The sequence below is a fragment of the Leeuwenhoekiella sp. CH_XMU1409-2 genome, assembly GCF_037029365.1.
In the GTDB taxonomy this organism is placed as follows: Bacteria; Bacteroidota; Bacteroidia; order Flavobacteriales; family Flavobacteriaceae; genus Leeuwenhoekiella; species Leeuwenhoekiella blandensis.
On record NZ_JAYMEI010000013.1, the window covers coordinates 95851 to 110768 of the forward strand.

14 protein-coding genes are annotated in these 14918 nt (G+C 37.8%); all 14 read right to left on the minus strand.

Annotated elements, in window-relative coordinates; all coding sequences use genetic code 11:
• Positions 1–10 precede the first annotated feature (10 nt).
• Positions 11–2047 carry a VWA domain-containing protein gene (locus tag WA338_RS14040; RefSeq protein ID WP_272986537.1) on the minus strand — a complete coding sequence of 679 codons (2037 nt, stop codon included), beginning with the start codon at positions 2045–2047 and terminating at the stop codon, positions 11–13.
• 28 nt (positions 2048–2075) lie between these two features.
• The gene (gene fabG / locus WA338_RS14045; protein ID WP_272986539.1) at positions 2076–2822 is read right to left on the minus strand and encodes a 3-oxoacyl-[acyl-carrier-protein] reductase; all 747 of its coding nucleotides are present in this window, start codon (positions 2820–2822) and stop codon (positions 2076–2078) included.
• 127 nt (positions 2823–2949) lie between these two features.
• The gene (locus WA338_RS14050) at positions 2950–3930 is read right to left on the minus strand and encodes a hypothetical protein (protein WP_272986541.1); all 981 of its coding nucleotides are present in this window, start codon (positions 3928–3930) and stop codon (positions 2950–2952) included.
• 7 nt (positions 3931–3937) lie between these two features.
• Complete coding sequence (locus WA338_RS14055) at positions 3938–4897, minus strand: DUF6175 family protein (RefSeq protein WP_273005578.1); 960 nt, start codon at positions 4895–4897, stop codon at positions 3938–3940.
• Between the two features lies 1 nt (position 4898).
• Positions 4899–5390 (minus strand): hypothetical protein, encoded by a 492-nt coding sequence (locus tag WA338_RS14060; RefSeq protein ID WP_272986543.1) that lies wholly within the window; start codon positions 5388–5390, stop codon positions 4899–4901.
• Between the two features lie 10 nt (positions 5391–5400).
• The gene (locus tag WA338_RS14065; protein ID WP_272986544.1) at positions 5401–5931 is read right to left on the minus strand and encodes a hypothetical protein; all 531 of its coding nucleotides are present in this window, start codon (positions 5929–5931) and stop codon (positions 5401–5403) included.
• A gap of 8 nt (positions 5932–5939) precedes the next feature.
• The gene (locus WA338_RS14070) at positions 5940–8639 is read right to left on the minus strand and encodes a hypothetical protein (protein WP_272986545.1); all 2700 of its coding nucleotides are present in this window, start codon (positions 8637–8639) and stop codon (positions 5940–5942) included.
• Positions 8640–8802: 163 nt separating this feature from the next.
• Positions 8803–9675, minus strand: a complete 873-nt coding sequence (gene sucD / locus WA338_RS14075) for a succinate--CoA ligase subunit alpha (protein WP_009780160.1) — start codon at positions 9673–9675, stop codon at positions 8803–8805.
• A 60-nt stretch (positions 9676–9735) separates the two neighbouring features.
• Positions 9736–10149 (minus strand): nuclear transport factor 2 family protein, encoded by a 414-nt coding sequence (locus WA338_RS14080; protein WP_009780159.1) that lies wholly within the window; start codon positions 10147–10149, stop codon positions 9736–9738.
• A gap of 1 nt (position 10150) precedes the next feature.
• Entirely contained in the window at positions 10151–11083 is a 933-nt protein-coding gene (locus tag WA338_RS14085) for a UDP-3-O-(3-hydroxymyristoyl)glucosamine N-acyltransferase (protein WP_272986547.1), read from the minus strand.
• A 4-nt stretch (positions 11084–11087) separates the two neighbouring features.
• Complete coding sequence (gene efp, locus WA338_RS14090; RefSeq protein WP_009780157.1) at positions 11088–11654, minus strand: elongation factor P; 567 nt, start codon at positions 11652–11654, stop codon at positions 11088–11090.
• Between the two features lie 30 nt (positions 11655–11684).
• Positions 11685–12470, minus strand: coding sequence for an acyl-ACP--UDP-N-acetylglucosamine O-acyltransferase (lpxA, locus tag WA338_RS14095; protein WP_009780156.1), 786 nt, complete (start codon positions 12468–12470; stop codon positions 11685–11687).
• A 4-nt stretch (positions 12471–12474) separates the two neighbouring features.
• A complete protein-coding gene (locus tag WA338_RS14100) occupies positions 12475–13884 on the minus strand; it encodes a bifunctional UDP-3-O-[3-hydroxymyristoyl] N-acetylglucosamine deacetylase/3-hydroxyacyl-ACP dehydratase (protein WP_272986550.1) in 1410 nt (469 codons plus the stop codon).
• Entirely contained in the window at positions 13874–14902 is a 1029-nt protein-coding gene (lpxD, locus tag WA338_RS14105) for a UDP-3-O-(3-hydroxymyristoyl)glucosamine N-acyltransferase (protein WP_336093831.1), read from the minus strand. The genes WA338_RS14100 and lpxD overlap by 11 nt, the downstream gene beginning before the upstream one ends.
• Between the last annotated feature and the right edge of the window lie 16 nt (positions 14903–14918).

Consider the following 14918-nt stretch of genomic DNA (forward strand, 5'->3'; position numbering starts at 1 on the left):
TTTTTATTTATTAGATAAGTCCGTTGTATTTTCTTATAAACCATTCGGTTGTTAAACTTACTACGATGAGTATCAGCAACCAAGTAAAGTCTATCAAAGGTACATTTTTTTCAATGGCTCGTTCTACAATGCTATATTTTGAACTTTCCAGAATGCTATCTATAACTTCATTCGCTTTATCAATAGTTTGAATTTGACCTCCTGTTTCTTCAGAGACAATTTGCATAGTTGCATAGTCGGCGTTCAAATTTTGCTCTTCAATAGCATACGGAATACTCGTAAAGCTTCCTTCAACAGTCAAATTATCTGCTGATGCACGCACCTCAAATGTATAATCGCCGGGTTCAAGACTAGTGAGTTGAGCTTCGTAAGTACTTCCATTAAAAACCATTGGTGATTCATACACCAGCCCTTCCTGATCAAACACTTGAATCTGCAGCTGAGCTCCCGGATCAAAAACATAGTTCTTATCAAAGTACTGTGCAGTGATCACTGTTGAAATTCCGCCGTAATAAAAGCGCTCATAATCTACATCAAGTCGGGTGCGTTTTTGATCGCTGGCTGAATACTGAATTAATTTATCAATAAAGGTGTCAAATGCTTCAAAATCACCTTGATCTAAATAGGTCTGACTGCGCCATTGAAATATTCCTGTCCCAAATAAAAACACTTCACGGGGGCCGGAAATCTCTGTCACTCCGAGTAAGGGATTTCCTGTTTCAACACCATTTATGCGCTGGTAAAGAAGCACATCGCTTGCGCCTGAAAGTGTGATCTCGCCAAAAATAGATTCAAGCGGTGGATAATTCCTAAACGCTATTCCATTCAATTGAAATGCAGAAAACGAAGTATTCAGTAGCGGTTGAACAGCTTCAGACTGCCTGCTTCGAGGAAGAATGAACGTATTTTGAACATTGTTTAAAAAAGATAAATTACTATCTAAGCCAACAATCGTAAACCTATTTTTGTTGCTTGCGTTGAGTTGTTCATAAATATTGCTGAAAGAAGTATCAGGCTGAAAAAGAATTACTAAATCAGAAGTATTAAGCATTTCATCAGTAACCTTCTCAATAGACTGAAGCTTTACTTCTCTTAGTTCATTACTTTCTATACTCTTTTTTAAAACGCCAAGATCTGGATGCAATACGCCATAAACCACCAAAATTTCAGAACGCTGATCGATTACTTCAGTAGCAAAACTTTTACTATTATTCGTGGTGTTTTGCTCTTCGGGAAGCTCGTTTATAACTACCGAATAGGTTTGTACACCTCGCGTTTCAGCATTTAAATAAAAACTGAATTGATGCGTATTTTCCGTTTCAGAAAAAGTGGTGCGCGCACTGTGAACGACACGACCCTTGGTATAAACATTAACCTTAGCATCAACCGTGTTGGTCCCTAAATACGAGGCGTTTACTTCCACCGGAAATTGGTTATTTATAAATGCATATCGATTAACATTTACCTGATCTATACGCAAATCTTCATAGGCTGCAGTATCTCCCACCACAATAAAATTACGAGCGACATCGGCAGATTGTTTTGCTACATAGCGGTAATTGGCTCCTAAGTTGGTGTTACCGTCAGTGATAAAAACCGTGGTGTATTCCTGATTTTTATACACCTTATCGAATGTTGTAATGCTCTTGGCAATATTGGTTTGTTCTTTGTCAAACGTCAGACTATCACGTGTTGCAACATCTGTAGAAAATGTATAAGTATCGATATCAAAACGTTCCTTAAGCGCTTTATTATTCTGGATATCACGTACTGCTTGTTTAAGCTGCAAAGTGTCGCCTAATAGACGCATCGATGCTGAATTATCTACAGCTAAAACAAGCTTGGGTTTAATTGTAAGGTAGCTGACTTGCTTAAAAGAAGGATTCAACAAAAGAAGCAAGGCCGAAAAAATACTTATAAAACGTAAGCCAATCAATAACAGTCTTAAGTTTTTTGACCGCTCAGGCTTGTAGAAGTATAAAAATAGAGCGGCACCCAGAGCTATTATCCCTAAGAGGATGATGTAAATACCTGTGGATGCCGTCATAAATTAGTTGTCTTTTTTAAAGGAAGAATTAGGTTAACATTCCACCATCAACCTGTAAAACCTGACCTGTAACATATGCGCTCATATCACTTCCTAAAAATACACAGGCATTTGCGATATCTTCAGGAGTGCCTCCTCTTTTTAACGGAATTGCATCACGCCATCCTGCAACCACTTTTTCATCAAGTTTTGCTGTCATTTCTGTCTCGATAAATCCAGGAGCGACAACGTTAGTACGAATGTTTCGCGATCCTAATTCGAGAGCCATAGATTTTGAAAATCCAATGATTCCTGCTTTTGAAGCTGCATAATTCGCCTGACCAGCATTTCCTTTGATTCCGACAACAGAACTCATATTGATAATGCTTCCGTAGCGTTGTTTTAGCATGGTGCGCTGTACAGCTTTGGTCATATTAAAAATAGACTTTAGATTCACTTCGAGTACTTTATCAAAATCCTCTTCGCCCATACGCATCAACAAGTTATCTTTTGTGATTCCGGCATTGTTAACCAAAACATCGATAGAATCAAAATCTTCACTTATTTGCTTGATCAACTCTTGACAAGCCTCAAAAGAAGATGCATCAGATTTGTAGGCTTTTGCCTTCACTCCCATAGCAGTTAATTCCTTTTCTAACTCTTCTGCGGGACCTGCTGAAGAACTATAGGTAAAGGCCACATTTGCACCGTTTTGAGCAAAAACTTTGGCTATACCATTTCCAATCCCGCGACTAGCGCCGGTGATGATTGTATTTTTTCCTTCTAAAAGTTTCATTCTAAATTGATATGTCTAATGTAAGTTCATTTGAATAGCCGTAAATATAGGAAACTTGCGGTGTATGCAAACGAAAAAACCAACACATTACGCGTTGGTTTTTTTCTAAAACTTTTAAATCATAGACTTACCACCACCCATGCACGTTGTACATTATCGTTTGTGGCTGATTTGAAAAATAGGCATTCATTAGTTCGCGTGTAGTTTCAAGCGAAGCCTTTTGCACTTCGGCATTTAACTCTTGTTGTTTTAAAATATAATCCCATTTTCTGTCTGTAAGTTCATACATCCTGTTACCAATTTCCTTTGATAGCTTGACCGCATCCTTATAGCAAGAAGCATTTGGATTAATTGAAGCGAGTATTTTACCCGCTACAGCTGCTCCTGCAGAAGAAGGATCTGTTGACCAGGCATTTCTAGCTTCATTAACTTTTTGCAGACACTCGTTATCGATTTTTTGATTATAAAGCTCAGGGATTAATGCGGAAGCTTGAGTATAACAGTCTTTACTCACCTCAGGTATTGTCGTTAGGTTAAGCAAAGCCAAATCAAACTTATTCTGAGCCGCTGCAACTTTAGCTTCGTTTAAAATAAAGTCACATCTTGTGTTGTAGTATTCAAGGATCTTAGGTTTTGCCTGTTCAATTACGCGTTTAAACTCCTTATTCTCAGGACGAATTTGTTTGAACGCATTGATGTAGGCTTTAGCCTCTGTTCTCCCTACACCTTTAGCGGTAATAGAACCTGAAGAAAATTTTGTTCCTGAAACACCATCTCCTACAAAAAGGCCAATGTCTAATACTACCGCTATACTTGCGGGTGCACTGGCTATGACATTCTTTGATAAAACCGAAACATTAGGCGTGATGATAAATCTTCCATTTGACGTGCTTCCGCCAAGGCCATATTGATTCACCGCTCTCGCCAATTTACTTTGTAAATTATTACGTGCTACTACGGGTAAATATTCGATTTGATCAGAAACATAGCTTGTTAATTCTAAACGTCCTAAGTCGTCATAACTAGAAAGTGTATTTTGCGAAAAAGCAACTCTTGTAACTGAAAGCATTGCTACTAAAGCAAAGCAGAATTTTATACTGTTTTTCATAATTTCTTTATTTACTTCCTAAAAATATGGTTGCCTCACCCAATCCTCGTGTGGTTAATTTATTGACGATATTGAACGGGCTGTCTTTTAAGTAATCACTTAAACCTTTAGCAAAACGACGCGTATCCATTGCTCGCTCACGACCGTTTCTCGTATAGTATAACGGAATTCTTACCTGTTCAAAAATCATCATGTTTTCAGTCGCATCTGTCGTAGAAAATCTATTTTTTACAGTATTGTCTGCAATCCAATCTTCTATAATAAAGCCCAGCTCCTCTTGCTCAGGACCAAATTCTGATTCTAAATCATCTCCCCAGTCATCCCAACGTTTGATTCTTATGGTGATCTCACGACCATTTTCAAACAAATCATCAAAATGATCTTGTAGACTATTTGCAAACTCGTCTATGTAAGAAAGTACTGATTCTTCTAAAAGCACAGGAAGTTCTGCTGAAAAAGACGGAGCGCCTGTTCCTGCGGCCGTTGCGATTTGCTTGTTAGAATAGGCGTCTATACCTTGAAGGTTAAATGTGATCGACTTTTTAGGTCCGGTTTGATTCACCGTCCACGTGAGTTGCATAATTATATCAGCCTTTGCTATAGATTTTAAGCGATCAACCGGACTTTCTGCAACTTCAGAACCTGCTTTAGAAGAACGAAGCGCATCTTCTGCTGCGTACGAATTGAGCGATTTAATTACAGATTCCATATTTTTTAAAGGGAATCCGCGGTCTGCCATAAGACCGTTTAATTTACTTACCACAAGTAGTAAATCTGAGCTTTGCTGAAAAGCCGCTTTATAATCAGGTATGGTCTCGATCATACCTTGATTTTCAAATTGCATCATATAGCCATTGGTAATACACCAGTTATCACTAGGCACAACCATTAATGTGGGTTTTTTGGCTTGAGCCTGAATATGCCCAATAAAAAATGCCAAAAAAAGTATTGTAATAATCTGTCTCATTTTACTCTATTATTTCATCTTTGATTAATAATCGTCTTAAGTCATCTACGCGTACCTTAAGCTCCAATCCATAGGCAACCTTGGCGTCGCTTCTGGGATTACCTTTAAACTTTCTATCCAAAAAGGGTTCTCTATGTAAGGAAACAAACGATTTATACTTTCCGTTTTCTGAAAAAAATCTGTTGAAATAAGTCTCGTAGTTTTCAAGCGCATTAGGCTTTACCACTAAAGGACGAATTTCACAAGAAGAATTTCCATTACGAATTCCTTTAAACATTATATCGCGCAGCGCATTTTTACGTGCCTGTGCCTCGGCTTGTTTACGATCTAAACCTGTACCCCAGCTTTTAACCAGTTGCGTTCCATCCCCTAGATTTCCCAAACATTGGGTCTCATAGGAATAGTACCCTGAAATAGTTTCGGGTGTTTTGCACGAACTCATCATTGAGAAAACGACTCCTGCGAGTACAAGTAGTATTTTTATATTCTTCATAATATTCCTGTTAAAATCCAGATGATAGGCCTCTTATTATACCAGCAGCTTCAAGCTCATCGCGTAAAAGCTTTTTATTCACAGAAACTATAACTCCAATTTTATATTCTTTTCTGCTTATTTTAATACGATCACCTGCAGCTATCGCTCCGTTTGTAGTAAGGCTCACAAATTTTTGAAACTTCCCTCCATTATTGAAAAAAGCGTTAAAATAATCGGCCTTTTCCTGTTCAATATTAGCGTTACGGGCTAAAGCAGGTTGAGCTACACAGCCGCGTTCTCCTTGAGGAACTCCTTTAAAAATAATACCATGTATAGCATTCTTTTTTGCCTGTTCTGCAGCTACTTGAGGTTTTTTGGAGTAAGACCAAACTTTGATTAAAGTCGTTCCTTGCTTTCCTGTGCCAACACACTCTATCTCATAACGCCAGTTGGCTGTATCTTCGTCTGCTCGATCTTCAAAGCGTTTTTGCGCATTAAGGGATGAGCAGGAAATCCCGATAAGAATTAAGATTAGGGATATTTTTATTTTATTCTTCATAATTGATTCTAATTGATTTGTCTGATTAACATACCTGAGTAGTATTTGTTTGAAGATCCTTTGAACAAGGTTTGTCCAGATAAATTGGCACTGGAATCTTCTTCGGCCAAATAGCTATTGTCCCAAATATCATTTTTATCTACTTTGATGGTCCCCACACGCTCATAGTAAGTTTTACCATCCTCACCTAAAACTTGTTCAAGCACTTCAAACTTATCTCCCTTTTCGATACCTTCTTTAGTGCCAATTTTTGCAGCGATTGGATCCCCGCTAAGCAAAGGAGTTTTCACTCGGAAATCCTCGAATTCGCGTTGTAACTGTGCGATAGATTTATCTGAAGCTCTCACCGTTGCAATACCAATTAAATCTTCATTGGTTTTGTTAGAAAAAATGGTGGATTGCAAATTCTTTCTTGCTACTTGCGTTCCTATAAATTTGAGTTTGAAAATATCGGTATTATCAAAAGCGGCTTTTCTATTGGGATCGTGGGAATTCTCGTCCATCCACATCTCATTATAGAATCTGCTAGCGACCTCCTCATTCCATTCTAATTGATAGAGATAAGCGGTAGTCTTCACAAAATAACCTTTACCTAATGCAGTTTGAGCCAAGTTCACCCCATCTACGACAGTTGAAACGTTTTCCATTCCCGGGACAAAAGACGCAGCTGCGCTCACGACCGATAGAAAACCTCCAGTCTTTTTTGCTTTTTCTTCCTTATTGGTGTATTTGAAATCGTAGACAATTACAAAGGTGTTTTTAATGAGTTCTTCACCTGCATCCTCTAAAAGCGCTTGACCTCTTTGACTGTCCTGTGCTACAAGTACATCAAGATCTGAAGCATTATATGAACCGCGATTCGCTATGACTTCCATATCAAAATTGCCGTCAACATCTCTATTAAACCACTTTGCAACCAATTCTTTTGCTGTTTGGTTTTGAATAAAAAATTGATTGATCGCTTCGGTTTGATCATCAATACCTCCTGCAGTATTGATTAAATATGGTCCTATATTGTGGTTATTAAATTTTTCTGAAAGCTCAATATTTCCAAAGGTGTTTCTAATGTGACCAAAATGCTCTCGAGAATCATCATTAATCATCAGCGTATACAAAGAACTTCTTCGATATTTTAACCCTGTAGTTTCATTCACTTCAGAATTTTTAACTCTATCTCTGGCTTCAACATTTCCCATCAATACGTTTGAGGTTGAAGTATTAACCGCTCTAAAACCTTTTTCTTCTTTAAGCTTTAGAATTTCTTTATAAGCCTGATCTCTAAGATTAAGCGAAGGTGCTTCTGCATCAATACCTGCAATGTTTTGTGCTATTGCAGCCATTTCTTCTGTAGATTTAGCAGCAGCTATATCATCAATATATTCATTTATTGAAGCGTCATTGACAGCTGTAGCAGCTGTGTTTGTAGGAAGATCGTTAATGCTCAATCCTGTTTTATGCAACGGATAATCTTCTTGAAAAGAAGTATTTCTTCTTCCTGCTGCAGGTTTTCCATTTATGACAACTTGACTCGGGAACTGTTCAGCTTCTTGAAGGGTTTCCTGAAATCGCTCTGTATACTTCTCCAAATCCTTTTGGTCTACTTCAACATAATCTATATTCTTACTCAATTTCTTTTGAAGATCGTCATAAACGTCTGTGTTTTGAGTGGCTAATTCCAGATATTCCATATGACTATTATTTGCTGAAAAATAATAGGTTTCGCCCGCTTTAAAAGTAACCGGTATCTGATAAGCAGCACTGATAATAGCTGTGTGAGAAATACCACTTATATTGTATTGTCCTGGTTTAACTTCAGTTTTAATAACATCTTTTCCTTTGATCGCGCCTTTGTAATCAGTGTCGATGAAAATGTGAAATTTGGTACCACTTCCCGCAAAACCATTATTTCTTATAAAATATACAGTTGCTGGAGTGTTTGATACTTCTTCTGGTTGAGCTGACTCCTGTGATTCTGTCTGACTTTCCTTGGCAACTTCTGCAAGCGATGTCAAAAGGTTTTGGTTTGAATCAGGAGTTGCGGCTTGTTGATCCTCCGGAGTAGTCTCAGCAGTGGCAATTACTTCAGGTGTTTCTTCCGAAGTTTCTTCTACAGCAATAACTGCAGTGCTTTCTTGTAATTTTTTATCCAAAACATTTGACTGAGGATCTGTTGTAACTAATGGAGTTGTTTCCTTAATATCTACTGTATTGGAAGTATCTGGAGCAGCATTTAATTCAGATTCAGCCACTTTAGTTTCTGTTTGAGGAGCCTCTGATTCTAATGTTTCAGCTTCAGTACTTGCCGCTTCGGCTTTATTTTCATTCAAAGCCTGTAGAGCAAGCATAGTATCGTCACGAAGTGCACGCTCCTTCGCTGCAGCCTCTTCCTGAGCTTGTTTTAATTTTTGGAATTTTTCAGCGTTGCTGATATCCAATGCGTCAATGGCTTGAAGATTATTTAAAAAATCATCTTCAAAAGCAACTTTAGGCGTTTTTAGCTTCAACGTTTTGTTTGCGTTAAGCAAGACAGACCATTTTGATCCATCGTCCAAACTACTCATGTTATCTATGGTAGTAACTAAATATTTCTGGGAATTTTTGTAATCTTTTATTTCCTTTTCTTCTGCAACGGATAGTCCTAGACTTGTTTGGCAAAGCGCCGCTGAAAAATTAAATAAGATTAAAAGTACAAGTAGTTTTATCTTCATAAGGGAACTGTTAAAATTTATAATTGTTAAAAATGCTATAAAATTTAACAGTCCTCAATACCCAATATCCGGTATATTTTGAAATTGAATATGTGATTTTCGGGAATAAAAAAAGCCTGACTATCTAAAGTCAGGCTTTTTTATATTCTTATGTAAGGTGCTCTTAGCTCAATAGCTCGGCAACTTTTTTACCGATCTCAGCAGGAGAATCAACAACGTGAACTCCGTTTTCTTTTAAGATTTTCTTTTTGTCTGCTGCAGATTCTCCTTCTCCTGAAACAATAGCCCCTGCGTGGCCCATTGTTCTACCAGCCGGTGCAGTCTCACCTGCGATAAAACCGATTACCGGTTTTGTAGTTCCGCTAGCTTTGATCCATTTTGCAGCATCAGCTTCTAATTGTCCTCCAATCTCACCGATCATAACCACAGCTTCAGTCTCTGGATCATTGATCAATAATTCAACAGCTTCTTTAGTAGTAGTCCCGATAATTGGGTCACCTCCGATACCTATAGCTGTAGTAATTCCTAAGCCTTGTTTTACAACTTGATCTGCAGCTTCATAAGTAAGAGTTCCTGATTTTGAAACAATACCAACTTTACCTTTTTTGAAAACGAAACCAGGCATAATCCCAACTTTCGCTTCACCCGGAGTGATTACACCAGGACAGTTAGGACCGATAAGACGACAATCTTTATCTTTAATATAGTCAGCAGCTTTAATCATATCTGCTACAGGAATACCTTCAGTAATCGCGATGATCACTTTAATTCCCGCATCAGCAGATTCCATAATCGCATCAGCAGCAAATGCCGGCGGTACAAAGATGATTGAAACATCAGCTCCGGTTTCTTTAACTGCATCTTCTACAGTATTAAAAACAGGCTTTTCTAAATGCGTCTGACCACCTTTTCCGGGTGTTACACCACCAACTACGTTAGTGCCGTATTCAATCATTTGACCAGCGTGAAAGGTACCTTCACTTCCGGTAAAACCTTGTACAATTATTTTGGAATCTTTATTTACTAAAACGCTCATGAGTTGTTTGAATTTTGTGGTAACAAAAATAATTTTTTAAAGCTGAATGCTAAAGGAATTTTAGGACTTTATACGAATGTGTGCATCATTATTTTGCGGGTCATCATCGCTAGGCTGACTAATTTGATAACCGCGATACAGCAATCCGTCTTTAAGTTCCCAAATTGCCATAAAATGAATGATACCTACTTCTTCGTCAGGATTTTCAACCGTTTTGATGTAATAGGTTAACCGTGCACTTACTTTGTCATCCTCAGAGATCAAATGACTTATTGAACAACGCAACGATATGAACGACTTACCCATTTCTGAAGACATATCGGCAAGATCATCGTAAGTCATCTTGGAAAATCCCGTTGAGGCATTCCAATACAATTCTGCATCTTGATGTAAAAACTTTTTAAGAACACTTGAATCATTAAAAAAATCAGATTCATATAAACCTCTAACGAGGTCCTTTGCAGATTGACTCATTTTATTTTTTTATTTGTTCTAAAATATAAGGAATTTGACGAATGGAAGCCAATTCTCTAAACTTCTTTTTACTGTCTTCAGCCGGAGTTCCTAAATAGGACTTCCCTCCTTCTAAAGTACGCCCTACTCCACTCTGTGCAAAAATTACTGCTTTCTCTTTGATGGTAATTCCACTAGCGATTCCTACTTGTCCCCAAATGACAACATCATCTTCTATCACTACACAACCCGCGATTCCTGACTGCGCTGCAATAAGTACGCGTTTTCCTATTTGTGTATCGTGACCTACGTGCACCTGATTGTCAAGTTTTGAACCTTCTCCAATAATTGTGTCACCAGAAACGCCCTTATCTATAGTAGATAAAGCACCAATATCAACATGATCTTTGATAATAACACGTCCACCGGAAAGTAATTTATCAAAGCCTATTTCCCGCTTTTTATAATAAAAAGCATCTGCACCCAAAACGGCTCCAGAATGAATGGTAACCCCATCGCCTATCACCGCATTATCATAAATACTGACATTTGCGTGTATCAAACAATTTTTACCTATACGCACATTGTTACCTATAAAACAATTAGGCTGAATAGAGGTTCCTTCACCAATTGTTGCTGAAGCAGCTATCGAAGAAGTCGCCTTTTCAAAAGGTTTAAAAAATTGTGTGAGCTTATTAAAGTCGGCAAACGGATCTTCAGAAATAAGTAAAGCTTTACCTTCTGGGCAATCTACTCTTTTGTTTATCAAAACAACAGTTGCTGCAGAAGCCAAAGCTTTATCGTAATATTTAGGATGATCAACAAAAACAATATCTCCGGGTTCTACGACATGAATTTCATTCATTCCCAAAACCGGAAAATCAGCATCGCCAACATAATCTACATTGAGAATGGTAGCAATTTGTTCTAAAGTATGATTTTGAGGAAACTTCAACTATTTATTCTTTGATACGCTCTTTGTAGGTTCCTTTTTCAGTCTCTACTTTAATTTTATCTCCTTCATTTATAAATAAAGGAACGTTTACTTCTGCACCCGTTTCTACAGTAGCAGGTTTTGTAGCATTGGTTGCTGTATTACCTTTTACACCAGGCTCGGTTGCAGTAACCTCCAGAATAACGTGCGCAGGCATATCTACAGATAGCGGCAGGCCGTCTTCAGTATTGATAGCAATAGAAACCACTTCACCTTCTTTTAAAAGTCCGGGTTGATCTAAAGCAGATTCTAAAAGACGTATTTGAGTGTAATCGTCTGTATTCATAAAGTGATACCACTCGCCATCGCTATATAAAAACTGATAACCTTTGGTCTCAACGCGAACTTCTTCGATCTTATGACCCGCAGAAAAGGTATTATCTAAAACTTTTCCGTTAGTTACACTTTTTAATTTTGTTCTTACGAAAGCAGGTCCTTTACCTGGCTTTACATGTAAAAATTCAACTATTTTATAAATATCATGGTTGTAGTGAATACACATCCCATTACGAATATCTGATGTAGTTGCCATATATATGTTTTAATCTATTTTTTACTGAAATTAATTAGCGGTAAAATACCCTTTCATAATACCACGTTGTGAATTACGTATAAACTGAAGAATCTCATCTCGTTCCGGAGTAGCTTCCATTTCAGCCTCTATAATATTTACAGCTTGAGTATTGTTGTAATTCTTTTGATAAAGAATACGATAAATGTCTTGAATTTCTCTGATTTTCTCCGTGGTAAACCCTCTACGTCTCAAACCAATAGAATTGATGCCGACGTAAGACAACGGTTCGCGTCCTGCTTTTACATAAGGAGGAACGTCTTTACGTACTAATGATCCACCGGTAACAAATGCGTGGCTACCTATGGTACAAAACTGTTGTACCGCAGCCATCCCCGCTAAAACAACGTGATCACCCACAACAATATGCCCAGCGAGCGTACTGTTGTTTGAAAAAATACAATGATCTCCCACAATACAATCGTGAGCAATATGGCTGTAGGCCATAATCCAGCAATTGTTTCCTATTTGGGTTTTCATACGGTCTGTAGTACCACGATTTATGGTCACACACTCTCTAATCGTTGTGTTGTCACCAATGATCGTTACCGTATCTTCATCGTCAAACTTTTTATCCTGCGGAATTGCAGATATTACGGCCCCGGGAAAAATATTTACATTTTTACCGATGCGCGCACCTTCCATAATCGTAACGTTTGATCCTATCCAGCTGCCTTCACCAATTACAACATTATTATTAATAGTTGTAAACGGCTCGATCACCACATTTTTGGCGATTTTAGCTCCAGGATGTACGTATGCTAAGGGTTGATTCATAAATCTAGTCTTTCTTTACTTTTACTATTTGAGCCATTAGCTCTGCCTCTGAAACTAATTTACCATTAACATAGGCGCTACCTTGCATATGGCAAATTCCTCTACGAATAGGCGATAGTAAATCTAGTTTAAATATAAGCGTATCTCCGGGAAGTACTTGTTGTTTAAAGCGTACATTATCAATCTTCATGAAATACGTAAGATAATTTTCGGGATCGGGAACAGTACTCAATACTAAAATCCCACCGGTTTGTGCCATGGCTTCTACCTGAAGTACACCCGGCATTACTGGCGAACCCGGAAAATGACCAACAAAAAATGGCTCATTCATCGTCACATTCTTAAGACCTATAACGCCTGTATCTGTGATTTCTAGAATTTTATCTACAAGCAAGAAAGGTGGTCTATGCGGCAACATTGCCATAATCTCATTGACATCTTTAACCGGAGGTTTTGATAAGTCAAAAGAAGGAACGTTATTACGTTTTTCTAATTTGATTATTTTCTTCAGTTTTTTTGCAAATTGTGTATTTACAAAATGCCCAGGTTTATTCGCAATCACTTTTCCTTTAATTGGCATACCAACCAAAGCTAAATCACCAATTACGTCAAGCAATTTATGTCTCGCTGCTTCATTAGGATGATGCAAGGTTAGGTTATCAAGAATACCGTTTGATTTAACTGAAATATTATCCTTATTAAAAGCTTGTCTCAGCTTATCCATTGTTTCAGGAGATAACTCTTTATCTACATAAACAATAGCATTATTAAGATCTCCTCCTTTGATCAAGCCATTTTCTAGCAACATTTCTATCTCGTGCAAAAAGCTGAATGTTCTTGAATCTGAAATTTCATCTTTAAACTCGGTGATGCTTTTGATACTTGCATTTTGTGTGCCTAGAATCTTTGTTCCAAAGTCTACCATTGTAGTCAGTTGATATTCTTCAGCAGGCATGAGCATGATTTCGCTTCCTGACTTTTCATCAACATAACTAATCACTTCGGTAACCACATATTCTTCTCTGCAAGCTTCTTGCTCCTTCAGCCCTACTTTTTCTAAAGCTTCAACAAAAAACTTAGAAGAACCATCCATAATAGGTGGTTCTGAAGCATCAAGTTCGATACAAATATTATCTATACCCATACCCACACAAGCAGCTAATACGTGCTCACTTGTTTGAATATGAACTCCAGATTTCTCAAGGTTTGTCCCACGCTGGGTATTCACCACATAATCTGCATTCGCCTCTATAATTGGCTGTCCTTCAAGATCTACGCGCTTAAAAAACATGCCGTTATTTTCATCTGCCGGCTTAAATGTAAGTGTAACATTTTTACCTGTATGTAAACCAACGCCGGTTAAGGAAACCTCACCGGCGATTGTTTTTTGCTTTCCTTCAGCTTTACTTATCATTGGATTTTTGTTTTTCCAAATTATTTAATTGTTCTGCCAGACTCGGCAAGTTTTTAAAGTGTACATATGACTTATTAAAGTCATTATATGATAATGCCGGAGAACCTTGAACGGCCTCGTCGTTTTTAAGATTTCTGGTAATACCAGACTGTGCTTGAATACGTACACGATCACCAATGGTAATATGCCCCACGATTCCTACCTGACCTCCAATCATACAGTTTTTACCAATTTTTGTAGAACCTGCAATTCCGGTTTGTGCGGCTATTGCTGTATGTTCTCCAATCTCCACATTATGTGCGATCTGAATCTGATTGTCAAGTTTAACACCTTTGCGAATAATCGTAGAACCCAGTGTTGCACGATCTATTGTAGTACCCGCTCCTATGTCTACGTTATCTTCAATAATCACATTACCGGTTTGCGGAATACGCGAGTATTCGCCATTTTCATCAGGAGCAAAGCCAAATCCATCAGCGCCTATAATAGCACCACTGTGTACATAAACTGTTTCTCCAAGAACACAATCTGAATAGATCTTAGCACCTTGAAAAAGCACGCAGTTGTCTCCTATTTTACAATTATCGCCAATGTAAACATTAGGATAGATCTTAACGTTTTCCCCAATCTTAACGTTGTTTCCAATGTAGGCAAAAGCACCTAAATATAGGTCTTCACCATACTCAGCTGTTTCTGAAATGAATGAGGGTTCTTCTATCCCAGATTTATTCAGCTTTACTTGGTTATAATATTCAAGTAGCTTAGAAAATGACTTATAGGCATCTTCAACACGAATTAAAGTAACTTCAATATCGTGTTCTGGTTGAAAATCTTTATCAACTATAGCGATTGAAGCTTTAGTTTTATATATATATGGTGTGTACTTTGGATTCGCCAAAAAAGTAAGCGATCCCTGTGTACCTTCTTCTATTTTTGAAAGTTTAGAAACTTCTGCATTGGGGTTTCCGTCGACAGAGCCTTCTAAAATTCCAGCAATTTGTTCAGCTGTAAATTTCATCATCGCAAAAATAGAA